The following is a 25,269-nucleotide window of genomic DNA, read 5'->3' on the forward strand; positions in this document are numbered from 1 at the left end:
GTCCCCAACTCTAGTTAGGGACGCTTTATCCGAATAAAATTGATTAAATCTCAACATACATTAGTTAGTGAATTTTACGTATTGCAAGAATCGCTTAAGCACCGTTGCAACTTGAGCTCGCGTCGAATCCAAAGAAGGTTCGAACGCCGTATCTGTCATTCCTTCGATGATCCCCGTTCGAACGACTTGTTCAACGGAAGCAGCCGACCACTCGCTAATAGCTCCGCGGTCCTTGAATTTGTCTATCCGCATCTCAGCCTCTTTGGAGGACGGATCGCTTCCTGCTGCCTTAAGCGCTCTGTTAATCATGACAGCCATCTGTTCGCGGGTAATGCTGCCGTTCGGTTCGAACGTCCCGTTCTCGAATCCGTTCACAAGACCCGCTTTTACTGCGGCACCGACCGATCCGGCGTACCAATCTTTTGGCTGAATGTCATTAAAGATCGCAGCGCCTGGATCTTCAAGCAAGCCTAACGAACGGACAAGCAGCGAAGTAAATTCCGCGCGCGTTATTCTTTTATCTGGCTCATAGAGCTTGTCGGTCATCCCCTTTACAATAAATTTCGACGCCAGCCGCTGGATATCCGATTCCGCCCAGTGTCCGGCAATGTCATCAAAGGTATGATTGGCCGTAACTACCGTATAAATGCTGTTATGGGTGGAAAAAATTTTAACTGTAGAAGCCTTCTCTCCTTTTTCGATATAGGAAGGAATAAAGGTCGCTTCATGGGTAACCGGATCAATCGTAATGGCTGTAACATGGTCCCTATTGGGATCGCTGCCGGCGGGAACAATTACTTTACGCTCCACATAAACAGCCCCGAAATTCACTAGCTCCTGCGATAAACCGTTGCTGCCTTCGGCCGTAATTTTGAAATCAAGAGGATTGGGAAGCAGTGTGCCGGTCAGTTGATTCGTCTTGATAATCTTCTCGTTCATACTTGATGGCAGCTTCTCGATAGCCACGGTAATCTTGATGATTTGCATCGTTGTCAAGGACTGGGTCCAAGTACGTAATACGTGAACCGGCAGCTTATATTCCATCGCATCTGTGCGTAACGTGATCAAGGCGCCGGCTTGAACTTTGTCCGGATTTTGGAATGACTCCGCCGGAAACTCGACTTTAGTCAATACGTCGGCACGATCGATTTGAACGATTACCGAGCTGGCCGTTTGCAAAGCTGAGGCTAATTTGTCCTTGTCTAACGTTATTTTGGTTATCGTTTGTCCCAAGCTACTGGTCTCTTTGGCAACAATCCCGTCTTTGCTCGGATCCAGAACGACTTCCGCCGCGTTCGGTTTCGGCGTTGGTTGCGACCCGCTTGCAGATCCGGCGGTACTTTGGCTAGAGCTTGACGTACCACTACTATCCGACGAATTGCCGCTAGTGGTATAAAGCGTCATATCGTTAACCACGATCTTGTCCGCCATTGCCGTTACGCGAGTTTCGGCAGAAACGAATCCGGACGACTCCGATCTGAAGACGTAAGTTCCGGCAGGCAACGAAATGGAAAAGGCCCCGTCCTGCCCTGTTTGTAGTTTCTCAAGCAGCATGCCGTCTGCAGAATCATAGACTTTAACCCATGCTTGTGCTGCAGGGTTAGACCCGTTCGTAATTCTCCCCGCCACAACACCGTTTGTTTGCAATGAAGCTTGGACGAATACATCCTTTTCCTTGTTGACGGCTACGTTTTTCGTTATGCTTCCCACATTGCTTTTTTCCGCTGTCAACGTATAAGTTCCGGCAGGAACAAACAAGGCAAACGTGCCGTCGCCGTTTGTTTTCGTATAATTGGAATAGGCTTCATTAGTCGCACGGACGATGACCCCACCCAGTGGAGTTTTGCCGTCGGCAGCGAAGATCGTGCCGCCAATTTTCCCGGCTTCCGTTGTCAAATTCTGATGTAATGTTTGCTCCGCGGCAACGGTAATCGCAGTCGGTGTCTGATTGCCGTCAAAAGATCTACTATCAACGGTATATTGGCCGGCCGGAAGCATCAAGGAAAAGAAGCCTGTATCCGCGTGAGTCGCGATACGATCGACAGGCGTTCGAGTCTGATCGAGTACGATAGCCGAAGCTCCGCCTACGTTTGTTTTCCCGTTGGATACATAACCGTTGAATATGCCGGCCGGGCCTAATACCGGATTTACTGCAATGCTTGAGCCTCGTGAGACGCTAATATTTTTGTTTAGTGCCACTTTATGGTAATGCATTGTTTTTAATGTATAGCTTCCGGGCGGAACCTTTAGTGTGTATGTCCCGTCTACCTTCGATGTGGTGAAAGAATAGGAGCTGCCGTCTTGAGACAGAGCAACGATTGTCGCATATCGTATCCTTGTTCCGTCCGCTTCAGTAACTTTACCATTGATTTCTGTCGGATTTATCGTCGGATCATACGTGCTGGTCTGTCCTTCCAGAATGCTCAAATTCTCTTTTACCGCGACCGAATCACCCGAGACCGCAGTAATACGATAATTTCCTACAGGCAAAAGAGTCTCATAGCTGCCATCATGAAGCGGTGCCAGCTTGTCGACAACTTGTCCGTTCTTATCTTGTACGGTGATTGAAATGTCCTCAAAGCTTGTTTGCGGTCGGTTATCAGAATAAGATACTTTGCCTGATAACGTACCGGCATTTCCCAACGTAATCGCTACAGACTCATTTTTGCCGGGTGCAAGAGTTACGGGCTGACTAATCCCAGCGTGTGCCCCAGCGCTAGCTTTCACAATGTAAGTTCCGGGCGGCAATAAAAATGCATAAGTACCGTTGGGAGACAAAGGATCGACATCCGGAGCATAGGCGTTGCCTAGCAAATCGAAAACGCGAACACGGCCAGTTGAGTCAGTTGGCGCATTAGCCAGACTCACCTTCAAGCCGGAATTCATAACCGTCAGATTCATTGTCGTTGAACCGGGCGTAATAGTCGCTTCGGAACTAGCTTGTATGCCGGTTTCATTTTCTGCGGCTGCAATGATGGCAACTTGCCCAGTAGGGACTGCAAGCGTATAAAGACCGTTCTCATCTGCCCGTGTTTCGTTCAACATCATTCCCTGCTGATTAAGGGCTTTTACTTTGAATTTTGCTTTTAATCCGGATGCGGATTGAATCGTACCGCTGACTTTTCCGGCCGGGTTAAGCTCGATCGTAAGAGGGGACTTCGACGAATCCGTTGTAAGGCCCGATACAGAGCCGTAATACGGTTCGTCTTGAGACGAATAGGCCGCCACGGTATAAGAGCCTTCATTGATCGGAACCGTAAAAGCTCCGTCCGGCGAAACGGAAGCCTCATTATACATAAAGCCCGTATTCTCGTCGATCAGTCTCACTTTTGTTCCGGAAGGCAGCGGGCCATTGGAGCCGCTTCTCGTGACAACACCGCTAAGCAGCATCGTATTCAATGAAAAGTTGGCTGTCTTGGTTTGATCCTGACTAACAGTAACGGAACTGCTGGAACCCTCGGTTTCGTAAATGGCCTCAATCGTATACGTTCCAGGCGTAACGTTCAGACGGTAATTGCCGTCCGGATTGGTGATATCCTGCGCAATCGTTTGGCCGCGGCTATCCAAAGTAACCACGGCTGCATTCGGTATCGGCTTCCCGCTGCGGTCCGTCACGTCCCCGCTTACAGTCCCCTTGGCTGCACTGCTATTCGGCGCTGTATCTGCAAAAGCCGAAACGGGTAAAGCAATCGCCAGGGACAGAATCAGGAGCACTTGAATAACGATCCTCTTGCTCAAAAACATGAATGCTCGCCTCCGTCTGTTTTCATCTTTGCTGGTTGTATTGATCAAGCAATCTTCGCTGTAGATCAAAGAAGGCTAGTTTGTTGGATAGAACCATCATTTTGGGATGGCTTTGCCTCACTTTTTTTAACAGGAACCCGGCTTCTGCTATTTTACCGGAGTGAACCAATAAGTCAGCCTTTAGGATATCGGCTTTCCATGCAAGAATATCGCGGTCCGCAGTTACAGTCCCCCGGTAAGTTTCAAATCCTTCCACAGCTGCCTCGATATGTCCTTCCGCCTCTTGAAGCAGCAAGCGGGCTTTTCTCATCTGCATCTCCGCGAGCGCATAACGGGCATCGGGAAAGTCAGGATGGAGCTTCAACGCCTTGCGGCAGCATTCTTCGGCCTGCTCCCATTCGTTGCGCGACGCCAGTATTCGGGTCATCATCATATAAACTTCTGGCATTCGGCCAAATTTGGGATTGGCGCGGGCATACTCCTCGGATTTTCTCAGATAGTCCAAAGCGTTGTCGTAATCCCCCAGGGACATCGTCTCTCTCCCTAAAAAATACCACCAGCCCGAATTTTCGGGCTCTTCTTGCGTCATCAGACGAAGGAGATGGATATTGCGGCTAAACTTATCTTTATCCTCTTTAACAAAGGCTTCATAGCCGTCATGGAACACTCTGATTTTGGTCGGTTTATGCAGTACATTGGAAGTAAATATTCCTTCTTCCTGCGTAGCGATTTGTTCATGGATTCGTCCGCTGTAATAAAGTCCCCGTTGGACCGGGAATAAACGCGGTACGGAATAATCGCATACTTCCGTACCATTTACTTGGTTGATCAATCCGACATGCAGCACCGGGATAATATGGCCTAAACCAGAGTAAAGCGCTGCAGCCGTTCGAATATTTGCCTGATCTTCGGGATGAAGCCACTCGTCCGCATCCAGCCAAAATACCCAATCGGAGGTGACGCGGGCAAGCGCCTCATTGCGCAATTGCGAAAAGCTGTCGTTCCAAACCGTTTGATGAACTTTAACGGTTGGGTAATCCGTTAATATCGACAATGTTTGATCGGTCGAACCGGAATCTACAACAACGATCTCGTCAAATACCCCGATGATGCTATCGAGGCAGCGCTTAATGCAGCGCTCTTCATTTTTGACAATAATAGCGGCCGATACGCTAACCGGTTTTGTTTGCAGCAAATCGATGATATCCTGCCTCACAACCCCTATAGGGGTTTTCCCCAGTTCTCGATACGCTGACGGCATCCAAGTTGCCTCGGGATCCAAAAGATGCGCCCTCTCAAACATAAGGCGTGCCATTTCACCGTTCTGTTGATGCAATAACGCCTCTCCCAATAGAACCCACCCTTGCCCGTCTATGGGAAATAAACGGACGTGCTCGATAGCATGGGCTTCCGCTTCTTGATATCGTTGTTGTTTTAACAAATGGGTTATCATCTCGTGACGCGGATGCATAGAACCGACCTTCCTGCTTCAAAAATATATCGGCCAATCGTCCGATTGGCCGATTTCGTTCATTATAATAAGTTTAATGCTGAGCGTTGATCGTTACTGTGTTGGCTACATATCCGCTATATCCATCCGTTGCGTGGATGACGATTTGGGTCGTTTCCTGAGCAGTCCCTGACAACAGCAACAGCGTTCCGCTTATCGAAGCGCTGAGCGTGTTTGACCACGAGCCGTAAACATACGTCAATACGTCCTGATTCGCATCGATAAAGTAGTTCCGCAAGTCAATTTGCGTCAATCCGCCCGTTAAGGAAACGGCCGGCTGAGACAATGCTTGGGGAGCTATGTTTTGGCTGCTGCTCCCTATGCTCACCGTATTGCTCACATACACACCATGTCCGTCCGTTGCCTGCACGATCACATAGGTCGGCTCCTGGACCATCCCCGACAGCAGCAGCATCGTTCCGCTTACTGAGGCACTGAGCGTGCTCGACCACGGATACTTCCATCCGTAGTAGAACGTGAGCTTGTCCTGATCCGCATCGTTGAAGTAGTTTCTCAGGTCCACCTGTGTCAGCGTACCAGACAAGGAAACCGCAGGTTGCGACAACGCCTTGGGTAGGAAATTTAAGCTGAAGCTTTCTTCCGCAGATGCTCCGTGCGTATCCGTCGCTTTTACCCGGAACGTCGTCGGCGTCGTCGGCGTACCTCCCACATAAAGCGTGTTGTTGGCGATGCTCGCCGACATTCCGCTGCCCGCAGACGGTGCTTCGGTTATCGCATAGCTTAGTCCATCCCCGTTTGCATCATAGAATATATTCCCTAACTCAATGGCACTGGAGGCGAATGCCCCGCTGTTCGGGTCAAATGTTACCAGATTGTGACTCAACCAGCTTTGCGGCGCAAAGTTTAGCACTTCCGTCAAATCCGCATACAGCCCGCTCGGGTCTGTCGCCCTCACCGTAAACGAATCGTTCTTCCGCGTTGGATTTCCGCTCAAATGTACGATGCTTCCGCTTACGATGCTCGCTGAAAACCCATCCGGCTGTCTCACAATTGAGTACGTCAACGGATCCGTATCCGTGAAGTACACTCCCGCGTCCGCATCGTTGTTCATAAAACGCTGCGCCGCCGGGTCCCATGTCGTGTACACCATACCGCCGCTCGGCAATACTTGCGGGATTCCACCAGTTTGTTGCACATTTACCGTATTGACTATAGAGAAGTAGTGTCCATCCGTAGCATACACGATCACGTAAGAGGGCTCCTGCGCCATCCCCGACAGCAGCAGCATCGTTCCGCTTATCGAGGCACTCAGCGTGCTCGACCATGGATATGTCTTGCCGTAGTAGAACGTCATTTCGTCCTGATCTGCGTCGCTAAAGTAGTTCCTCAGATCAACCTGCGTTAGCGCACCGGATAAAGAAACCGCCGGCTGGTGCAGCGCTTTGGGTGCAAAATTCAGGCCGAAGCTCCCTTCCGTAGATGAACCGTGCGTATCGGTCACCTTCACCCGGAACGTCGCCGGTGACGTCGGCGTACCGCCCAGATACAGCATGCTGCCGCTGATGCTCGCCGTCATCCCGCTGCTCACAGATGGCGCCTGAACCATCGAATAGTCCAGCCAGTCCCCGTTTGCATCATAAAATATACCTCCCAGATCGATGGCGCTGGTTACGAACGCACCTCTGTTCGGGTCAAATGTTACCAGATTGTGACTCAACCAGCTTTGCGGCGCAAAGTTTAGCACTTCCGTCAAATCCGCATACAGCCCGCTCGGGTCTGTCGCCCTCACCGTAAACGAATCGTTCTTCCGCGTTGGATTTCCGCTCAAATGTACGATGCTTCCACTTACGATGCTTGCTGAAAACCCTTCCGGCTGTCTCACAATTGAGTACGTCAATGGATCCGTATCCGAGAAGTACGCCCCCGCGTTCGCATCGTTATTCACAAACCGCTGCGCCGCCGGGTCCCATGTCGTGTACACCATACCGCCGCTCGGCAATACTTGCGGGATTCCACCAGTTTGTTGCACATTTACCGTATTGACTATAGAGAAGTAGTGTCCATCCGTAGCATACACGATCACGTAAGAGGGCTCCTGCGCCATCCCCGACAGCAGCAGCATCGTTCCGCTTATCGAGGCACTCAGCGTGCTCGACCATGGATATGTCTTGCCATAGTAGAACGTCATTTCGTCCTGATCTGCGTCGCTAAAGTAGTTCCTCAGATCAACCTGCGTTAGCGCACCGGATAAAGAAACCGCCGGCTGGTGCAGCGCTTTGGGTGCAAAATTCAGGCCGAAGCTCCCTTCCGTAGATGAACCGTGCGTATCGGTCACCTTCACCCGGAACGTCGCCGGTGACGTCGGCGTACCGCCCAGATACAGCATGCTGCCGCTGATGCTCGCCGTCATCCCGCTGCTCACAGATGGCGCCTGAACCATCGAATAGTCCAGCCAGTCCCCGTTTGCATCATAAAATATACCTCCCAGATCGATGGCGCTGGTTACGAACGCACCTCTGTTCGGGTCAAATGTTACCAGATTGTGACTCAACCAGCTTTGCGGCGCAAAGTTTAGCACTTCCGTCAAATCCGCATACAGCCCGCTCGGGTCTGTCGCCCTCACCGTAAACGAATCGTTCTTCCGCGTTGGATTTCCGCTCAAATGTACGATGCTTCCACTTACGATGCTTGCTGAAAACCCTTCCGGCTGTCTCACAATTGAGTACGTCAATGGATCCGTATCCGAGAAGTACGCCCCCGCGTTCGCATCGTTATTCACAAACCGCTGCGCCGCCGGGTCCCATGTCGTATAGATCATACCGCCACTCGGCAATACCAACGGTGGGCCGGACAACTCGCTCAATTTAATTTTATTCAGTTGATAGGAAATATTCGGATTATAAACAGGATAATGATACTTTTCTAAGTTGCCATATACTGACTCTTCTTTTACTATTCTCTTTTCACTCCCCATAAGCTCAATAGAGCCTGCATTTACATATGGAGCAAACTGAGGGTATAAAACCATAGTGGCTTGCAATATTCTTAAAAGCTTCTGGTAATGATTTTCTCGAGTCAACATGCTCACCTTGTTTCTTTTATTTTTTGAAATGAAATACGTATAATCCATTCAATACAAAAAAATTAGTAATTTTCTCCTGTATATATCGACAAAACAATACCATTTTATTAGACTTTCGCACTATAACAATTTACTTTTTCGTATCAAAATGCCCTTTTCTCTTCCCCCTCCCAAGGTATGGTATAATTACACTACCCTATCACCCCAAAGAAAAAAGGAGGCGCGGCCCCTTGGCTATCAAAAGTGAAACGGAGCTGTACGCCCCCGTTAAAGCCTACTTGGAGCAGCTCGGTTACACGGTGCGCGGCGAGGTGCGTCATTGCGATCTGGTCGCCATCCGCGGAGAGGAGCCTCCGGTCATCGTCGAATTGAAAAAAAGCTTCTCGATCCCGCTCCTGCTGCAAGCGATCGACCGTCTGCGGATCAGCCGTTTCGTGTACGTCGCTTTCGAGCGGCCGGCCAAAGGACGTGCGCCACACGGCGCCAGTTGGCCGGAGCTCCGCAGACTGTGCGGCATGCTCGGCATCGGCATGATCGTCGTGCAATTCTATAAAACGCGCAAGCCTCGGGTCGAGGTCGAATGTCATCCGCCGGACGGGTCCGGGCTCGCCATGCCGCTCAAAATGCCCAGGCATAACAAATATGCGGCCGGCAAGCTGATGCAGGAATTCCAGGAACGCCGGGCCGATTATAACGTTGGCGGCAGCACCAAGCAAAAGCTCGTCACCGCTTACCGCGAAAAGTCGCTTCATCTCGCGGCGCTGCTGCGTACCCATGGCCCCATGAGCCCTAAACAGTTACGCGATCTGACAGGCAATGCACAGGCTGCAGGCATGCTTCAGAAGAACGTATATCTGTGGTTCGAACGCGTAGCCCGCGGCGTATACAAGCTCACCCCGCAGGGAGAAGCGGAGCTGCAAACTTTTGCTCATGTCGTAGAGGCTTACTTGCCGGCCGCGGCGGCGGATAGCGCCGCGGCACCGCAAGTCCCTGTCCTGCAAAATGCATAAATCGTTCGGGCAGCGGGTATGTATAGAGTGATAGACTACCGTGCAGAAAGGACGTGCGCTATGAAACCGTTCGTTCGGGCTCTCTTCGCGTTATGTCTTGCTATGCTTGCGTCGACATTGTCACTCTTCCCCCCTGCCCTCCCGCCGTCTGCGCAGGCCGCTTCTTCCATTCGCATCCCCGTGCTCAACTACCACAGCATTACCGTCGATCCCGGCAACCGGGCGACCATCGCCCCGGACAAATTCGAAGAGCAGATGCGCTACTTGGCTGACGAAAGCTACACGACGCTCACGCTTCAGCAATTCACCGATATCCTCGAAGGCAAAGAAAAATCGCCGGAAAAACCGATCCTGCTCACGTTTGACGACGGCTATGCGGACAACTACGAACACGCTTATCCGCTGCTCAAAAAGTTGAAATTCAACGCGACATTATTTATGGTTCCTGGGTTTGTAGGTGACGGTTATTATTTGGATTGGGAGCAGGTCAAAGCGATGAAAGAGGCCGGTTGGGACATTCAGCCTCACAGCATGAGCCACCCGCATTTACCGAAGCTGAATGCCAAGAAACAAGCGTACGAAATTACTGAGTCCAGGCGGCTGATCGAGGAACAGTTCGGCACGACGGCCGATATTTTTTGTTATCCGTATGGCGAGTCCAACCGGACGACCTTGAATATTTTAAAAGAGAATAAATTCCGGTATGCGTTCACCATTGATCAGGGGTGGGCTTCGTCCGATCAGGACCCGCTCAAGCTGAAACGGCTGTTCGTCAACGGAGAAGCATCGATGAAAGCCTGGAAACGACTGCTGGAGCCGCCCAAATCTTGACTTCCCCTTCCGTCGGGGAAAAAACGCAAAGGACCAAAGCGATCCTCTGAACGGAGACGGCTTTGGTCCTTTTAACCTGCGGTGCAACTTAAACGAAGACCGCGGTATTCGTTTTCCTCTTCAAAAGCTCTTTATGAATCCAAATCGCCGCCTGCGAGCCCTCGCCCATCGCGATCGTGACCTGTTCCGAATGCACCCCGATATCTCCGGCCGCCCAGACGCCGGGAACGTTCGTCATCTTGGTGCGCGGATCGGTGACGATATGACGGTTCTCTAGCCGCTCGATGCCAAGCGACGCCATCCATCCGGTATGCACTTGGTTGCCGCCGAAAGCGATAAAGCCGCGCTCTCCCTCGATCGTCCGGCCATCCGACAAGCGTACGCCGTCGAACCGGGCGTCCTGACCCCCGAGCACCTCGGCGATTTCCGCTTCAACATGCGGTATGCCCGCTTCCATCAGCTTGTCCGCATAGCCGCTGCCCACGGCTTGCCGTTCGTGATTAACGTAAACGATCCGATCGGTCCAATAGCGCAGGGCAAGCGCCATTCCCGCTCCCGTATCGCCCGATCCCATCACAACGGTCCGCTTCCCGGCAACCTCGTATCCGTCACAGTCGGGACACACGTACACGCTGATCCCAAGGCGTTCTTCCAGCCCGGGTAGAGGCGGGAAGCGATCCAGTACGCCGGTCGCCGCAAGCAGCGTCTCGGTGTGGACGGCTCCACCCCCATCGGCAAGCGCGATCTGAAAGCCGCGGCCGTTCCTTGCCGCCGCCACCGCCTCGTCGCGGCGAAATTCCACACCGAGCCGTTCGGCATGCTGCCGTCCGAGATGGCGGAGCTCTTGGCCGGATACGCCATCGGGCCAACCGAGCACATTGTGGTAGCTGCGGCATAGCGTTGAACGCCCTCGCCCTTTGTCGATCACCAGCACGCGATGCCGATACCGTCCAAGCTGAATGGCCGCCTGCAAACCGGCGATGCCCCCTCCGACGACGATGCAATCGTACATGATATACGCCCCTTCGTTATTCGTTAACGTTAGCATCCCCCCATAGTCCTTGTTTCCATTCCATCCGTTTCCTAAGCAGTACGGAAAAAAGCTTCCTCTTCAATCAAGAGGAAGCCAAAATGTTGAGAAAGCGGTCAAATGGAATTATAGAGGTTACGAGGGGGTGGGGTATCCACTTCCGACCACTGTTGTCATCGGGAAATTTTGATTGGAAGCCGCTTAACAGCGGACATTTCCCGAAGACAAAGGCGGCCGCTATCGCTTCTCCAGTGGATACCCCACCTTCGTTTGCATCTCAATTTTTGTAAAACCCCACTTTCTCAACAGCCTAACTCTCTCCAAATCAAGAGGAAGCTTTCATATCGGTACGGGAGCCGCTCTCCGAGCCGGGACTGCGCACCGCCGGGGCCTCGCCCAAAGGCGGCTCTTCATCCGCACGTCGGCTCAGCAGCCAGACAAGCCCAATTTGCAGCACGGCCGTTGCCGCCAGCACCCAGGGAAGCACCTCGCTGCCTGCGGTGCTTGTAAGCCAGACAAGCAGGCCGATCGATGCGACGCGTCCCCCGTTCAAGAACGTTTCGCGCATCACGACCGATTCGACGCGAAGCTGGCCCTTGAGCGGCAGCACGCCGATCAGGCGGTAATAATACGAAGTAATCGTGTTCCCCTGCAGCGGTGAGCAGATGGAATAAATGATCATAAAAGCGATTACGGTGCCCAGCGTCAGTTTCCACAAAATGAACGCCGTGCCGATCACGAACCCTATGGTCGAGATGAACATAAAGGCCCTCGCCTTGGATTCGCTGCCGTAACGGGAAATGAACATCCCCGTGCCGATGCCGAGACTGGCGTATAGTACTCCCAAGTAACCGACCAAATCTTCCCGGCCGACGATCTGAAAAAGCAAAATATTCGGCAAAAACAGCATCAGCCCCTGAAACAGACCCATAACCAAAAAGGCGATTAGCGAATAGGTCCAATCCCGGTTTTTGCGCATCAGCAGGCCGACATATTTCAAATAATACGCTTTATGGTGCGAAGCTTTCATCGGAATCTTGAAGCTGCCGAGCGCCGCCAGCAAAAACATGAGGAACGAGATGCCGAAAACGATCGTATAGCCCTGCAAACCCTCGAACTGCCGAATGAGAAATCCGGCCAAGGCCGGTCCGATCAGCCCGCCCAGCGTAAACGTTATCATATTGATCGCGAGAAAACGGATACGGTTGCGATCCGTCGTAACATCATACATCAAGGTCAGATAACCTACCCAGTAAAACGAACTCGCGATGCCGTTCAGCACCGCAAAAAGCACATAATATCGAGCCACCAGCTCCCCGGAGAAAACAACGGACAAATAAAACAGCGCAATCATCACAATGCCCAGCCGATACGTAACCATGCGGTCCTTTCGCTTGATCATCCAGCCGCCGAGCGCGAATGCCAGCGGCGCCACCGCATAGTTAATTGCGAAGTACGCTCCGTTAATTTCGAGGCTGTGGGTCAGCCGCCACAAGTACAGCGTCAAAAAGACGCCCGACATCGAAGCTCCGAACTGAAAGCAAAAATGAATAAAGAGCGAAGCGACGGCCTCGGCCGACAGCCTCTTTTCTTCCGGCACCGCCGTCTTCCGCGACTCCGCCCAATGCCTGACCGCTTCTCCGAGTCGTAACCCCATCCGAGCCTGGACCGCCTCTCCCGGCAAACAGGAGGCACCCCTGCCCTCCGTTCGCTCAACATCGATTTTACGACCATTGTATCAGCGGGGACTGCCGTTTGTGAAACCGCAAACAAGCGCAATTGCAAGCGTATCCGGTCATTTTTCGCCAGCAGCGGGATGAGGCCCCGGTCAACCTCCCGTTATTAGCCGTTTCCCCGTCCCTTGTCGGTTTGATGCACCGCTGTACCAGCCGCCGGTTTAATCGAACCGAATGCCAAATCGCTCTGCTATGCCTTGCTTTCCTTCCTGCGTGATTCGCACGGCCCTGCTTTGCTCCTCCCGATGAAACCAATCCATCGCAAACATCCGCTCGGTTAGCCCTTGCCCGAGTGCGCCGGCCAAATGATGCTCGCGCTCCGTCCAATCGAGACAGCAGCGGGAGAAAGCCCGCCGCTTCTTGCGCAACTGCGGCAAGTCCAAACCGAAATCCGAAAAAAAACGTTCGCCGGAAGCCGTAACGTGAAGCTGCAGCCCGTCTTTCTGCAAATGCCCTTCCCTTTGCAGCGATTCCGCAATGCGTACCGCAGCTTCCCCTGCCAAATGGTCGTAGCACATCCGGGCGTGACGCAGCTTTTTCATTTGGTCCGATTGCCGTAACGAGACGACAGGCGCCGGCCCGGCAAACGAAAGCAGCTGCTCGATCATTTCCGCATCGCTCGCCTGCGCAATCCGGTAATACCGGTGCCGGCCGTGCTTTTCTACCGTTACCATTCCGATCTCGGCCATCTTGGCCAGATGAAAGCTGGCGGTTTGCGGCGTGATTCCCGCTGCGGCTGCCAAATCCCCGGCCGGATGGCAGCGGCCGTCCAGCAGATGCAGCAGGATGGCCGCCCGGGACGGGTCGCTAATTAGCGAAGCGATGGATGATACATTCCGATTCAGGTTCATCGTAGTCCTCCTTTTCATTGCATTCCACATTTCGATGATAATGGAAACGTCTATGAATTACAATGAGCTGGGAACAGTTATCCTGAATTTCCTATCGGACTATGACAACCATCGGAGGTAATAAAGCATGAACACAAAAGCATCCCCTGCGGAAGCAAGCCATTTGAACATTCAGCCTAAAATTTTATACTACGGCATGCCCGTTATTCTCGCTACGACGCTGAACGAAGACGGTACGACCAACATCAGCCCCCTTTCCTCGTCTTGGGCGCTCGGACGTTATCTGGTGCTCGGCATGGGCTTCGGCGGCCAAGGCATCGACAACCTGCGGCAGACGCCGGAGCTGGTCGTCAACGTTCCCGACGCCGCCATGTGGCAGCAGGTCGAAAAGCTGGGCCCGCTCACCGGAAAACATCCGGTGCCGGACTACAAAGCGCAGATGGGCTACCGCTACGAGCCGGATAAATTCACCGCCGCCGGGCTTACGCCGGCCGCTTCGCTGTCCGTTAAACCGCAGCGAATCGCGGAATGCCCGCTGCAAATCGAATGCACCGTCAAGAAGATCACATTCCCGGACTATACACCGATGTTTGCGATCGTTGAAACCGAAGCGGTGCAAATCCACGCTCACCCGGATATCGTGAAGAAGACGGGCAGCGATCATATCGATCCTTCCCGCTGGAACCCGCTGATCTACAACTTCCGCCATTACTTCGGACTCGGTGATCGCCTGGGCAACAATTACCGCGCCGAAGTATAGCGGCCAAGCTGCGAAAGCCGCGCAAGCTGACATTTGAAAGACTTTCCGAAGCATGCAAAAAAATCAAGGCACCACCCGCCAGGGCAGATGCCTTGATTTTTCAAAACCATCTTATTTCTTCAGGCTTTCCCAAGTTTGCTGGAATTCCGTCAGCATTTGCTCTTTCGTTTTTTGCTTCGCGACATACGCCTGCATCGTGGAAGCAAACTTTTTGCTGGATGCTTCGCCGCCAGGGAATTTAAACCAGTTCCAGCTCAACGTTTTGTTTTCTTTGCTGTATTTCATCAGATCGGCAGCCAGAGGTCCGAGAATCTTCTCGTCGCCTTGGATGTTGGTGAACGCCGGGATGAACTTGAATTCTTCCACCATGTACTTTTTGCCCATATCCGAAGTCACGAGCCAGTTCAGGAACTTTTTCGCTTCTTCTTTGTTCGGGGAATTTTTATTGATTACCCAGTTGTTCGGCACGCCGACCGGCAGCTTGTCGTTCGCTGCTGCATCGTCGGAAATCGGCATCGGCAGGAAGCCAACCTTCAGGTTCGGGTTCGTTTGCGTCAGTTGCAATTGCGTCCAGTTGCCCTGCTGCGTCATCGCCGCTTTGCCGGTAGCGAACTCGGTTACTTGCGTTTTATAGTCGGTTTGCAGCGGGTTCTTGTTGCCGTACTGGAGCTGCAGATCGAACAGCTTCACCCAGTTGTCGAACACCGGGTCGCCCGGAATTTTAGCCGTGCCTTTGTTCAGGCCGCCGATGAACGCGTTCGGGTCTTTCTGATAAGCGAACGGCAGGTTCACGAAGTGGTTGCCGAGCACCCACCATTCGGCGTAGCCGTTCACGAACGGCGTAATGTTCTTGGCTTGCAGTTTCTTCGCCGCGTCTTCAAGCTGCGTCAACGTTTTCGGCAGCTCGGTGATGCCGGCTTGGGCAAACAAATCTTTGTTATACAGGAAGCCGTAGCCTTCCAGGTTAAGCGGTTGGCCGTACAGCTTGCCGTCCTTGGTCATCGGCTCTTTGGAAACCGGCACCAGATCTTTCACCCAAGGCTGGTCGGACAGGTCTTCCAAATGCTCGATCCACTTGTCCAAATCGGAGAAGCCGCCGTTGTTGAAAATGTCCGGTTTGTCCCCGGAGTTGAATTTCGCCATCAGCGCCGCGCCGTAGTCTGCGCCGCCGCCGACCGTATCGATTTGGATTTTGACGCCCGGGTTTTGCTTCTCGTATTCGGCTGCCAGCTTGGCAAGCGGTTCCGCAATTTCGACCTTGAATTGGAACATTTTCAGCGTTACGGCTTTGCCTCCAGCGGCACCGCCTCCGGCGTTCGTTCCGCTTGGCGCTTCTTCTTTTTTCGCGCAGCCCGCGATGAGCGACATCAGCATAACCGCTGCCATTCCGGCGCTCGCAACCTTGTTCATTTTCATGATGTAACCTCCCTTATTTAATGCTGCTGTTTGTCTGTTCGTTTCATTTGTATTGTATAAAATGCCCCGCCTTTCGAACACGTACTATATTGAACGAAAAGGTGGAACATTTTGAACAACCGCTTACATTACCATTTGTTGTCAGCCTTTGACCGATCCGGCCGTAATCCCTTCGATAATAAACCGCTGCATCGCCAGGAAGAAGGCGACGATCGGAATGACGCCGAGTACGAGCGCAGCAAGCGCCATATCCCACTGCTTCGTATATTGGCCGAAGAACGAATACGTGGCCAACGGAATCGTCCGCAGGTCCGGACTGTTCAGCACGAGCAGCGGCAGCAGGAAGTCGTTCCAAATCCACAAGCTGTTGAGCAGTATAATCGTGACGCTCATCGGCTTCAGCAGCGGAAAAATGATTTTCCAGAACACGCCGTAGGGGGTGCAGCCGTCCACGGTCGCGGATTCCTCGATTTCCCGGGGAATAGACTTGATGAATCCGTGATACAAGAACACGGTCATCGAAATCCCGAAGCCGAAGTAACAGAAGATCAGTCCGAGCTTGCTGTCCATCAAGCCGACCTCGCTTGCCACTTTGACGAGCGGGATCATGATCGATTGGAACGGAATAACCATCGCCGCCACGAAGGCGAGGAACAGCAGATTATTGAACTTCGACGGGAACCGCACCAGCCGGTAAGCAGCCATGGAACCGATCACCACAAGCCCAAGGTTACTGAAAACGGTAATGATCAGCGAGTTCGTAAATACTTTCGGAAATTTCATGATGCCCCATACTTTGACGTAGTTGTCGAAGTTGATCGATTTCGGCAAATTCGCCGAATTGACCAGCAGGTCTCCGAACGATTTCATCGAGTTGACGATTACGAAATAGAACGGCACGAGGAAAAGCAGGGCAAGCACAATGGCTAACAGCTCCAGGGCGAAGGTGCGCAGATTATAGCTTTTGGACGCTCCCATTATACTTCAACCTCCTTTTTCTTCGTGAGAGACACTTGAATGAGCGTAATGAGCGCCACCACGATGAAGAAAATAAAGGCCTTCGCCGTTCCTAAGCCGTAGCGGTTGTTGCGGAACGCTTCTTCATAAATATTGAGCGCCACGGATTGCGTCGAGTTGAACGGTCCGCCCTGCGTCAAGGATACGTTCAGATCGTACATTTTGAACGCCCAGGAGATCGTCAGGAACAAGCAGACGGTAACCGAAGGCATGATCATCGGAATCGTAATGTGGCGCAGCGCCTGCCAGCGCGTGGCCCCGTCGATGGTCGCCGCTTCCGTCAGCTCCTTCGGCACGTTCGCCAAACCGGCGATATAAATGACCATCAAATAACCGGCCGTTTGCCATACACTTACAATAATGAGTCCCCAAAACGCCGTCGGGGCATCTCCGAGCCACGGGAGCTGGAAGAAGGCGATTTGGGTCAGCTCGCCGATGGTCGAGAACCCTTTGATGAAAATAAACTGCCAGATGAACCCGAGCAGCAGTCCGCCGATGACGTTCGGCAGGAAGAAGACCGTCCGCAGCACGTTCCGCGTTTTGAGCGCCTGGGACAGCAACAGCGCCAGCCCGAAGCCGAGCAGGTTCGCGAGAATAACGCTCGTCACGGTGAACCGCGTCGTAAACCAGAACGCTTTATGGAAATCTTTATCCGTCGTTAGGATTTGTTTGAAATTGTCGAGGCCGATCCATTTGACGTTCGACGTGACCCCGTTCCATTCCGTAAACGAATAATACATGCTCATGAGAAACGGAACAAGGACAATGAGGCTGAAGAACAGAAAGGCCGGGCCGACAAAGACGGTTTGCTGGAGCATGCCGGATAGCCGCTGTTTCGCTTTCATGGATTTTCCCCCTTTATTTCTTACAATTCGCAGGCCAAGCTGAAAGTATACCCCCAGTATATAAGCCTCAAAAAGCAAAGAACACGCACTCTGGTGACGTATCAGGTGGAATTTATTGACCTCAACTGGTACAATAGTGGCGCCGACATTTGCGTGGAGGGAATCGCGATGATCCGTAACAGCATCCGGAATAAACTGATTGTATTTTTGCTTGCGGCCACCATACTGCCGATTTCCACTTCCATCGTCATGACGTACTATTTTACGAAGCAAAATATTACCCAGGAAACGCTCCAGACGAATTCCAACTTGATCTATCAAGGCAAGACGAACATTATTAATTATTTGAACGGCATTCATCAGGCCTCGCTCTCGGTGTATAACGACATTGATTTTTACGAAGCGATCGAAGCCGGGGCCTCCGATTACACGAGCCGCAACGAGATCGTCCGCGGCCTGCAAAGCATCTCCAACGCCGTGAAGGATATCCAGCAAGTATACTTGTATATCGCAGATACGGATAAATCGTACCTCTGGACGCAAGGGAACATCTACCGCAACGAATCGAGCGGGTCAAAATTCATTCCTCCCGTCAGCCGGACGGAGGATGTCATTTTGGAGCCGACGCACCCGAGCCATTTGTACGGAACGAGCGGCTTCGGCCCGGTGCCTCCGGCTCCCGCGATCAGCCTGCACCGGAAGGTTGTCAGTGCCGTGACCATGAAAAACTTCGGCATTTTATCGATTGACTTTAACTTGAACATGCTCTCTTCCATCTGCGAGCAGCTTTATAAAAAAGGAGAAGAGCAGCTTTATATCTTGGACAATCAAGGCCACGTTGTTTACGGCCCTGGGCCGCTCGGAACCCGGATCGACGAGCCTTGGGTGACCCATCTGCTCAGCTTGTCCGAACCGAGCGGAAGCTTCGAATCGGACAGCGGCGAATTTAAGGGCATTCAAATGTACGAACGCATGACGACGCCTTATATGGAATGGACGCTCGTCAAGCGGATTCCGTACGACCGGCTGTACAGCAATGCCAGACAGCTGACGGAAATCAATACGCTCATTCTGATCGGGTTCCTTGTGGTGGTCATCTCCGCCACGCTATACATTTCGTTCCGCTTTACCGCGCCGATTAAAAAGCTGATCGGATACATCGGAAAAATTCAATCCGGCAACATGCAGGTCGATATTCACGTCAAAGGAAACGACGAGTTCGGCATTCTTGCGAACCGCTTCCGTATCATGATGCAGACGATCAACAACCTGATCACGCAGGAGTACAAGCTGGAGTTGGCCAACAAGACGAATCAGTTGAAGGCGCTGCAGGCGCAAATCAATCCGCACTTCTTGTACAACTCGCTGCAGTCGATCGGAACGCTTGCCTTGCAGCACGATGCGCCGCGAATTTATTCGCTCCTGTCGTCGCTCGCCAAAATGATGCGCTACAGCATGAATACCAGCGTCGCCATCGTTCCGTTTGACAGCGAAGTAAAGCATGTCCGCTCCTATATGGAGCTGCAGATGCAGCGCTTTGAACATCAATTAACCGTGGAGTACGACATTGACGCAGACACCATTCAGGTCCCCGTGCCCAAGATGATCCTGCAGCCGATTGTAGAAAACTACTTTAAGCATGGATTCGACTCAGGACAAAATACGGGAAAATTGCTGATCGCAAGCCGTGTGGCGGAGGACGGACGCATGGAAGTGACGGTGACGGACAATGGGAAAGGGATGGCGGAGGAAGAACTGCAGCGCCTGAAAGCGAGACTCGGTTCGCCGTCGGAACCTGTGCAGGAAGAGGACAGCATCGGTCTGATCAATGTGGTATCGCGTCTGCGGCTCTATTACAACCATGAAGCGGACATGAGGATCGAGCATCACAAGCCTTACGGCGTCAAGGTAACGATCCTTATGCCCATGCATATGAAGGAGAACGGGGAGCTATGAAAGCCATCATCGTCGATGATGAAAAACACGTGCGGGAAGCGATCAAGCTGCTCGTCCGATGGAGCGACTTCGGCATCGATCAGGTGCTGGAAGCCCAGGACGGGCTGGACGCCGTCCGCCAAATCGAGGAGCATCGGCCGCAGCTCATCTTTACGGACATGATGATGCCCGTCAAGACCGGAATGGAGCTGATGGAATGGCTGCAAAGCCAATACCCGTCCGGCAAAACGATCGTCATTAGCGGGCACGACGAATTCGAGCTTGTCCGGCATGCCGTTCAATACGGCGGCGTCGATTACATCTTGAAGCCCATCGATCACGAGCAATTGGCAGCAGCGGTGGAGAAGGCGGTATCCGCCATCCGGCGCGAAGAATCGGAACGCCGTCTGCAGCAGGCGCGAAATATTGAAATGAATCAGCTCAAGCCGGTCTATTGGGACAAAATATTGTCCAACCTGCTGACCGAGCCGAAGCTGTATTCCCAGCACGTCAAAGCGTTGGACGCGGAGTTCGGGCTTGGACCTTCGGTAAAAGAGTGCCGGATCGCCATCTTGAGCCTGGATACGATGAGCCTCAGCTTCAAGGACAAGTTTATGGCCGATTACGAGCTGCTCTTTTTCTCGCTCACGAACATCTGCAACGAGCTGCTGTCCGCTCGCGCGTCCAGAGGTCCCCGGCAAGGCATTGCCTACCGGTATTGGAACAGCGACAGCGAAGCGATCCTGCTGCTCTACGGCGGACTGGACCAGACGCCGGCATTGCTCGAACGCATTCGGGAAGGCATCCGGGACACGGTCCGCAACTGCTTCGATACGGGCGTCAGCCGGGTGCATCCGTTCCCCGAAGGCTTGACGGCCGCTTATCTTGAAGCCAGGCAGGTGCTTCGCAGACGGAATCTGCTGATCCGGGAGAAGCGCACGCTGATCGCCGGACCCGCAGCGACGGCGACAAGCAGCCGGCAGCTTTCTTTTACGGATTACGCCGAACCGATCCGGCTCTCGGTGCAGAGCGGCAGCGAGGAGCAGATCCGCCGCGCGGTCGCCGCGTGGTTCGCGGACGTGCGCAAGCTGGACTCTATCGACATGGAGCAGCTCGAGCATTGGTGGCACGAGTACAATGTCGTGCGCAGCCGCTGGCTGGCCGAGCTGTTCGAGGGCGACGGGCTCCGCGGCGAGGAGGAGCATAGCGCCCCGTTCGTCGTTCCGCTGGACGAGGAAGGCTTCCTGTCCCTCGACCGCTGGGAGCAGCAGCTCGTCCGCAGCTTGTCCGAGCTCTCGCGGCTGCTGCTATCGCACCAGCGGCAGGACAGCAACGTTATTTTCGAAATTTCCAAATTTATTCAGAATCATTACCATCAGGACATTACGCTGCAGGAAATCGCCAACCATTTTTACTTGAGCCGTGAATATATTTCCCGTAAGTTCAAGCAGGAATTTCATGTGAATTTATCCGATTACATAAGCGGCATCCGCATCGATAAAGCCAAGCTGCTGCTTTTGAACCCGAATCTTCGCATTTCCCAGATCGCAGCCATGGTCGGCTACGACGACGAGAAATATTTCAGCAAAGTGTTCAAGAAGACGGTTGGCGTCTCTCCTAACGAGTACAGGAAGGTGAACCAACCATGAGTATGCAGATCGAGCCGGCGGGACAACCGTCCGCTCCGCGCAACGTCAAGCCGAGAAAACCGACGAGGAAAACGTATCTGATTCTGGCGCTGGTCTGGGCCGTACTTGTCGGCTCGGGCGCATGGGGCGCCAAGCTTTATACCGACCATTTGAAGCGGCAGCTGAAAGAAGAGCTCGCCGCTCAGACGAATGAGCAGCTTGCCGCCGTGCAGGAGCAATACCAGAAGCAGATCGCCGAGCTTAAAGACAACATGACAGGCGAAATGGCCAAGCTGCAGACAAAGGTTGATGCCGTGAACGAGCTGCTCGCCTTTACCAAAGACAGCGCCAGCAGCAAGACGGACAACAGCAACCAGCTCTATACACAGCTCGCCGAAGTGAAGAAGCAGCTCGAAGACCTGAAGAAGCAGCTGGATGCGCTGCAATAGATTGCACGGACGAAAGGATAGTGAACTTCGAAAGCCATGATTCCGATTCAACATATTAACCGGACAATGCTGCTGGTGTGCGCGCCGTTTGTCGGATTATTGTTGTTCCTGATTATCGCGGGCGTATCGGTCGAGCTATCTCCATTCGCCGGGGCTCCCGCCGCTTCGTGGAAAGCCGGCGATGAATGGCAGAACGTCCTTGCCAAGCTGGACAAAACAAAGGCCGACGCGGCGCAGACCCGGTCGACGATCGAGAAGTACTACGAGCTGTACTCCAAAAGCTCGGCCGAAGCTGCCGCCATGACGCAAACTGCGGAATCGGCGGCTGCGCGCCCGGCAGCCATCTTCGACTCGCGGATCGGCGACAAGCTCGGCGGCAAGGTCAACCGCGCCACGACAACCTCCAACGTTGATCTAAAATTATATACGTTTACGGAAGCGAGGTATAAAGGTTACGCATTGAAAGTAGATCTGAAATCAGACAAAGGCATGAAGATGGTGCTGGGAAAAGACAAGGTCGGGGGCAGCGAAACCACGCTGGACGCGGTACGCCGCTATGGCGCCGTCGCCGGGATCAATGCAGGAGGCTTCGCCGACGACGACAAAACCGGCAAGCGGTTCCCGCTTAGCACGACGGTGCTCGGAGGCAAGTATGTCTACGGCTTCGAGCCGACGTTCGAGGATTTGGCGTTCATCGGGATCAGCACCGACCGGAAGCTGATCGGCGGCAAATTTTCGCGCCAAGAAGATTTGGACAAGCTGAAGCCGTCCTTCGGGGCGACATTCGTGCCGATCCTGCTCCAGGACGGGAAGAAGCAGAACATTCCAAATCAGTGGCTAACCTCCCCGGCCCGCGCGCCGCGGACGGTGGTCGGCAGCTTTAAGAACGATCAGCTGCTCTTTATGGTGACGGACGGCAACGACGAAAACGGCCGTTCTGGCGCCACGCTGCCGGAGCTTCAGGACAAGCTTGTCGCACTCGGCGTCAAAGACGCCTACAATCTGGACGGGGGCGGGTCGTCAAGCTTGATCTATGACGGACAAGTAATCAACCGGCCGTCCGATGCCGGAGGACGCCTGCGGCCGCTGGCAACGCACTTCCTGTTTTTCAAGTAAAATTCACATATTTAGCGTTTTCTTTTGCCAATGGGTTGGTTATAATATAGGCGGGAGGTGCTGAGTAAATGTCAGTCACATTTTGGATCGTTATCGTGGTTTTTCTTCTGTTCATTGTCTCGATGCTTACAGCCGCATACAATGATGACAAAACCAAGGGACTTTAATCATACGCTTCCCTTCGCCTGCGGGTTGAGAGACTCGGCTTCCGGATCAATCAAGGTTCGTTACAGCACCTGATTGCATTTGCGGCCGGTATCTTTCAACCCGTTTTCACGTCCGTAGGCAGATACACTTTGTATCTATCACTATAAAAAAATAGAACCATCGGCTAACGTGTGTCTTCGTTCTCCGCATCGGGCTGCGAAGTCTGGTCAAGGGGGATCGGACTGCTGCTGAACTTTTGCCAATCGAGCGGATTGAGCCCAAGCTGCCTCATTACTTCACGGATCTCCAAATGTATAACGGTTTCATCTCCAGTAGTCATTGCGATTCGCTCCATCCTGACAAGTCCACCTCTATATGGTTTTAGTATGATTTTGTATGAGCTTGACCGAAGAGTGTAACAATCCTTACAGGCATTCTAGCACAGCGAGCGTTACAGAATGGTTACAAAACCAAAAGAATTCATAAATTTTCTCCTAGCTTTATTAAATTTTGGCTAAACATTTGATATAATATCCAAAGACCTAGTCCTATTAGACTAATTTAAATGAAAATTCGAATCCCATAGGGGGACTTTGGGCTTATGTCGTTTTTCATTTCCGCCGATTCTCTGATGTATTACGAACATTACGAGTGCCCCGCAAAGGGAGCGAAAACTTTGGTTATGATCCACGGCGCCGGACTGAACTCCACCTTCTGGCAGTCCATTGTCCCGCTTCTCGAATGGCGTTATTCCATCTTATTGTACGATCTAAGCGGCCACGGACAAAGCAGTGAAGGACATACGGACATTTCTTGGGAGCTGCTGACCGGAGAACTCCTTGCTCTGCTGCGCTCGCTGAGATTGGAGCGTGTCACCCTGCTGGGTCACGACTTCGGGGCCCATCTCGCCGTCCAGTTCGCATTGACGTACGGCTCAATGGTTGAAAGCCTTATCCTGATCTCACCATTCGCCCACCTTCCGCTTACCTCGCTTCATAAAGAATACAAGCTGCGCGTCTCCCTCGCCAAGAAAGCAGCTCGTCAAACGCTCGGGGAAGCGATGGCGAAGCGCATGTCCGTCAAGCACGCGGATGCGGTCTTGACGCAGCGAATCGTGCAAGCCTTTGAACGGGTCCATTCCCCTACCTATGTTCAACTGGTGGAGCTGGCGACGAAACCCGTATTTCCGAAAGATTATCTCCTCCTCCAAAAGCCTGTGCTGCTGCTCTCCGGCGAGCAGGACCCTGTCTTCACGCCGGCGCTGGCCGGTCTGATACATGCGCAGCTGGAGACGACGGCCTTCTTGGTCGTCCCCGACGCCTCGAGCCTGGTGTTCGTCGATCAGCCGATTTATGCGGCCGACTGGATCGATGCCTTTAGCCGCAAGCCGTTTACCGGACAGCGGAATAACGCCATAAATCGCGAGCTGCGGCAGCACGTGCAGCAATTGACTAAACAGGGCTACGAGCATTGGGGCGGCAACCGGATTCGCATCCGCTGCTTGGGCAAGTTCGAGGTCTGCCTGAACGACCGGATCGTGCCGGGCGGCTGGAATACCCGGTACGCCAAAAGCCTGATAATCTATCTGGCCTTTCACCCGACCGCTACGCGGGAGCAGCTGTGCGAAGCTCTATTCCCGGAAGTCGAGCACCCGAATGCGATGCGGAATTTGCGCGTCTACTTAAGCCACTTCGCCAAACTGCTGGAGACGAATAATACGGAGAAGCCGTGCCTTACGATCGGAAGAGATGTCGTCAAGCTAAATTATGTTGTCGATTGCGATTTAATGGAATTTCTGAACGATCTGCAGCAGGTCGCCGCAGAGCAGGATAGCGAGGTGAAGTACGGGCTGTGCGAAGATTTGCTTAGCCGGCTCAGCGGCAAGCTCATGCCGGGGTGCTACGATCCTTTTGCCTTATCGTTGAAAGAAAAAGTGGAGCAGCTATGGGAAGGCATCACCTTATGGGCGGCCGATTACTGCATGCTGACCGGAAAAAGCGGCCAAGCTATTCCATTCCTGCTCAGCGGATTGCAGCACGGCTTGGCGGACGAAACCTTGTATTATGACCGGTTGATCGCCATTTATCAGGAAAACGGCAATACCAAAGAGCTGCGCAAATGGGTCCGCAAAAAAAGAAACAGCCTATCCGCGCCCCCGGCGGAGGAAAAGCTATAAGCGGCTTCCAGCAGACGAAAAAGCA

At 52.9% G+C, this 25,269-nt stretch carries 18 protein-coding genes; 8 read left to right on the top strand and 10 right to left on the bottom strand.

Annotated elements, in window-relative coordinates; all coding sequences use genetic code 11:
• Window positions 1-60: 60 nt before the first annotated feature.
• The 3 genes from NI000_RS04615 to NI000_RS04625 all read right to left on the bottom strand — a co-directional run bounded on the left by NI000_RS04615 (window position 61) and on the right by NI000_RS04625 (window position 8,054).
• Window positions 61-3,744, bottom strand: a complete 3,684-nt coding sequence (locus NI000_RS04615; RefSeq protein WP_253408154.1) for a carboxypeptidase regulatory-like domain-containing protein — start codon at window positions 3,742-3,744, stop codon at window positions 61-63.
• A 22-nt stretch (window positions 3,745-3,766) separates the two neighbouring features.
• The gene (locus NI000_RS04620; RefSeq protein WP_253408156.1) at window positions 3,767-5,215 is read right to left on the bottom strand and encodes a glycosyltransferase; all 1,449 of its coding nucleotides are present in this window, start codon (window positions 5,213-5,215) and stop codon (window positions 3,767-3,769) included.
• Window positions 5,216-5,288: 73 nt separating this feature from the next.
• Entirely contained in the window at window positions 5,289-8,054 is a 2,766-nt protein-coding gene (locus tag NI000_RS04625) for a hypothetical protein (protein WP_253408158.1), read from the bottom strand.
• A 473-nt stretch (window positions 8,055-8,527) separates the two neighbouring features.
• On the opposite strand from NI000_RS04625, the gene NI000_RS04630 reads away from it, so the two are divergent.
• On the top strand, window positions 8,528-9,307 hold the full coding sequence (locus tag NI000_RS04630) for a DUF2161 domain-containing phosphodiesterase (protein ID WP_253408160.1): 780 nt from the start codon (window positions 8,528-8,530) through the stop codon (window positions 9,305-9,307).
• 102 nt (window positions 9,308-9,409) lie between these two features.
• A complete protein-coding gene (locus tag NI000_RS04635) occupies window positions 9,410-10,138 on the top strand; it encodes a polysaccharide deacetylase family protein (protein WP_253408162.1) in 729 nt (242 codons plus the stop codon).
• An 88-nt stretch (window positions 10,139-10,226) separates the two neighbouring features.
• Here NI000_RS04635 and NI000_RS04640 read toward each other — a convergent pair whose 3' ends face one another.
• From NI000_RS04640 to NI000_RS04650, 3 genes are all read right to left on the bottom strand, one after another.
• Complete coding sequence (locus NI000_RS04640; RefSeq protein ID WP_253408396.1) at window positions 10,227-11,150, bottom strand: NAD(P)/FAD-dependent oxidoreductase; 924 nt, start codon at window positions 11,148-11,150, stop codon at window positions 10,227-10,229.
• Between the two features lie 343 nt (window positions 11,151-11,493).
• Window positions 11,494-12,825 carry an MFS transporter gene (locus tag NI000_RS04645; RefSeq protein ID WP_253408164.1) on the bottom strand — a complete coding sequence of 444 codons (1,332 nt, stop codon included), beginning with the start codon at window positions 12,823-12,825 and terminating at the stop codon, window positions 11,494-11,496.
• 240 nt (window positions 12,826-13,065) lie between these two features.
• Window positions 13,066-13,749: an ArsR/SmtB family transcription factor gene (locus tag NI000_RS04650; RefSeq protein WP_253408397.1), complete on the bottom strand. Its 684-nt coding sequence runs from the start codon at window positions 13,747-13,749 to the stop codon at window positions 13,066-13,068.
• A gap of 133 nt (window positions 13,750-13,882) precedes the next feature.
• Here NI000_RS04650 and NI000_RS04655 point away from each other — a divergent pair, with 133 nt between their 5' ends.
• Entirely contained in the window at window positions 13,883-14,515 is a 633-nt protein-coding gene (locus NI000_RS04655; RefSeq protein WP_253408167.1) for a flavin reductase family protein, read from the top strand.
• A gap of 111 nt (window positions 14,516-14,626) precedes the next feature.
• Here the strand turns inward: NI000_RS04655 and NI000_RS04660 are convergent, their stop codons facing one another.
• The 3 genes from NI000_RS04660 to NI000_RS04670 all read right to left on the bottom strand — a co-directional run bounded on the left by NI000_RS04660 (window position 14,627) and on the right by NI000_RS04670 (window position 17,793).
• The gene (locus NI000_RS04660; RefSeq protein ID WP_375540942.1) at window positions 14,627-15,925 is read right to left on the bottom strand and encodes an ABC transporter substrate-binding protein; all 1,299 of its coding nucleotides are present in this window, start codon (window positions 15,923-15,925) and stop codon (window positions 14,627-14,629) included.
• A gap of 147 nt (window positions 15,926-16,072) precedes the next feature.
• Window positions 16,073-16,909, bottom strand: a complete 837-nt coding sequence (locus tag NI000_RS04665) for a carbohydrate ABC transporter permease (protein WP_253408171.1) — start codon at window positions 16,907-16,909, stop codon at window positions 16,073-16,075.
• Window positions 16,909-17,793: a carbohydrate ABC transporter permease gene (locus NI000_RS04670; protein ID WP_253408173.1), complete on the bottom strand. Its 885-nt coding sequence runs from the start codon at window positions 17,791-17,793 to the stop codon at window positions 16,909-16,911. The genes NI000_RS04665 and NI000_RS04670 overlap by 1 nt, the downstream gene beginning before the upstream one ends.
• Before the next feature lie 168 nt (window positions 17,794-17,961).
• On the opposite strand from NI000_RS04670, the gene NI000_RS04675 reads away from it, so the two are divergent.
• From NI000_RS04675 to NI000_RS04690, 4 genes are read left to right on the top strand one after another with little or no spacing between them, the layout of a single operon-like run.
• The gene (locus NI000_RS04675) at window positions 17,962-19,749 is read left to right on the top strand and encodes a cache domain-containing sensor histidine kinase (RefSeq protein ID WP_253408175.1); all 1,788 of its coding nucleotides are present in this window, start codon (window positions 17,962-17,964) and stop codon (window positions 19,747-19,749) included.
• Window positions 19,746-21,377, top strand: coding sequence for a response regulator (locus NI000_RS04680; protein ID WP_253408177.1), 1,632 nt, complete (start codon window positions 19,746-19,748; stop codon window positions 21,375-21,377). Before NI000_RS04675 ends, NI000_RS04680 begins: the two co-directional genes overlap by 4 nt.
• The gene (locus NI000_RS04685) at window positions 21,374-21,805 is read left to right on the top strand and encodes a hypothetical protein (protein WP_253408179.1); all 432 of its coding nucleotides are present in this window, start codon (window positions 21,374-21,376) and stop codon (window positions 21,803-21,805) included. The genes NI000_RS04680 and NI000_RS04685 overlap by 4 nt, the downstream gene beginning before the upstream one ends.
• 36 nt (window positions 21,806-21,841) lie before the next feature.
• Window positions 21,842-22,921 (top strand): phosphodiester glycosidase family protein, encoded by a 1,080-nt coding sequence (locus tag NI000_RS04690; RefSeq protein ID WP_253408181.1) that lies wholly within the window; start codon window positions 21,842-21,844, stop codon window positions 22,919-22,921.
• Window positions 22,922-23,252: 331 nt separating this feature from the next.
• Here NI000_RS04690 and NI000_RS04695 read toward each other — a convergent pair whose 3' ends face one another.
• Window positions 23,253-23,423 (bottom strand): hypothetical protein, encoded by a 171-nt coding sequence (locus NI000_RS04695; RefSeq protein ID WP_253408183.1) that lies wholly within the window; start codon window positions 23,421-23,423, stop codon window positions 23,253-23,255.
• Between the two features lie 246 nt (window positions 23,424-23,669).
• Here NI000_RS04695 and NI000_RS04700 point away from each other — a divergent pair, with 246 nt between their 5' ends.
• A complete protein-coding gene (locus NI000_RS04700) occupies window positions 23,670-25,244 on the top strand; it encodes an alpha/beta hydrolase (protein WP_253408185.1) in 1,575 nt (524 codons plus the stop codon).
• Window positions 25,245-25,269 lie beyond the last annotated feature (25 nt).

It is taken from the genome of Paenibacillus tyrphae (assembly GCF_024158745.1).
Classification (GTDB): Bacteria; Bacillota; Bacilli; order Paenibacillales; family NBRC-103111; genus Paenibacillus_G; species Paenibacillus_G tyrfis_A.

Coding starts and splice junctions, on each gene's coding strand:
- NI000_RS04620 (WP_253408156.1), bottom strand. CDS start 5,215: ATGCATCCGCGTCACGAGATGATAACCCATTTGTTAAAACAACAACGA.
- NI000_RS04675 (WP_253408175.1), top strand. CDS start 17,962: ATGATCCGTAACAGCATCCGGAATAAACTGATTGTATTTTTGCTTGCG.
- NI000_RS04680 (WP_253408177.1), top strand. CDS start 19,746: ATGAAAGCCATCATCGTCGATGATGAAAAACACGTGCGGGAAGCGATC.
- NI000_RS04695 (WP_253408183.1), bottom strand. CDS start 23,423: ATGGAGCGAATCGCAATGACTACTGGAGATGAAACCGTTATACATTTG.
- NI000_RS04660 (WP_375540942.1), bottom strand. CDS start 15,925: ATGAACAAGGTTGCGAGCGCCGGAATGGCAGCGGTTATGCTGATGTCG.
- NI000_RS04685 (WP_253408179.1), top strand. CDS start 21,374: ATGAGTATGCAGATCGAGCCGGCGGGACAACCGTCCGCTCCGCGCAAC.
- NI000_RS04670 (WP_253408173.1), bottom strand. CDS start 17,793: ATGAAAGCGAAACAGCGGCTATCCGGCATGCTCCAGCAAACCGTCTTT.
- NI000_RS04700 (WP_253408185.1), top strand. CDS start 23,670: ATGTCGTTTTTCATTTCCGCCGATTCTCTGATGTATTACGAACATTAC.
- NI000_RS04665 (WP_253408171.1), bottom strand. CDS start 16,909: ATGGGAGCGTCCAAAAGCTATAATCTGCGCACCTTCGCCCTGGAGCTG.
- NI000_RS04655 (WP_253408167.1), top strand. CDS start 13,883: ATGAACACAAAAGCATCCCCTGCGGAAGCAAGCCATTTGAACATTCAG.
- NI000_RS04690 (WP_253408181.1), top strand. CDS start 21,842: ATGATTCCGATTCAACATATTAACCGGACAATGCTGCTGGTGTGCGCG.
- NI000_RS04615 (WP_253408154.1), bottom strand. CDS start 3,744: ATGTTTTTGAGCAAGAGGATCGTTATTCAAGTGCTCCTGATTCTGTCC.
- NI000_RS04635 (WP_253408162.1), top strand. CDS start 9,410: ATGCTTGCGTCGACATTGTCACTCTTCCCCCCTGCCCTCCCGCCGTCT.
- NI000_RS04645 (WP_253408164.1), bottom strand. CDS start 12,825: ATGGGGTTACGACTCGGAGAAGCGGTCAGGCATTGGGCGGAGTCGCGG.
- NI000_RS04640 (WP_253408396.1), bottom strand. CDS start 11,150: ATGTACGATTGCATCGTCGTCGGAGGGGGCATCGCCGGTTTGCAGGCG.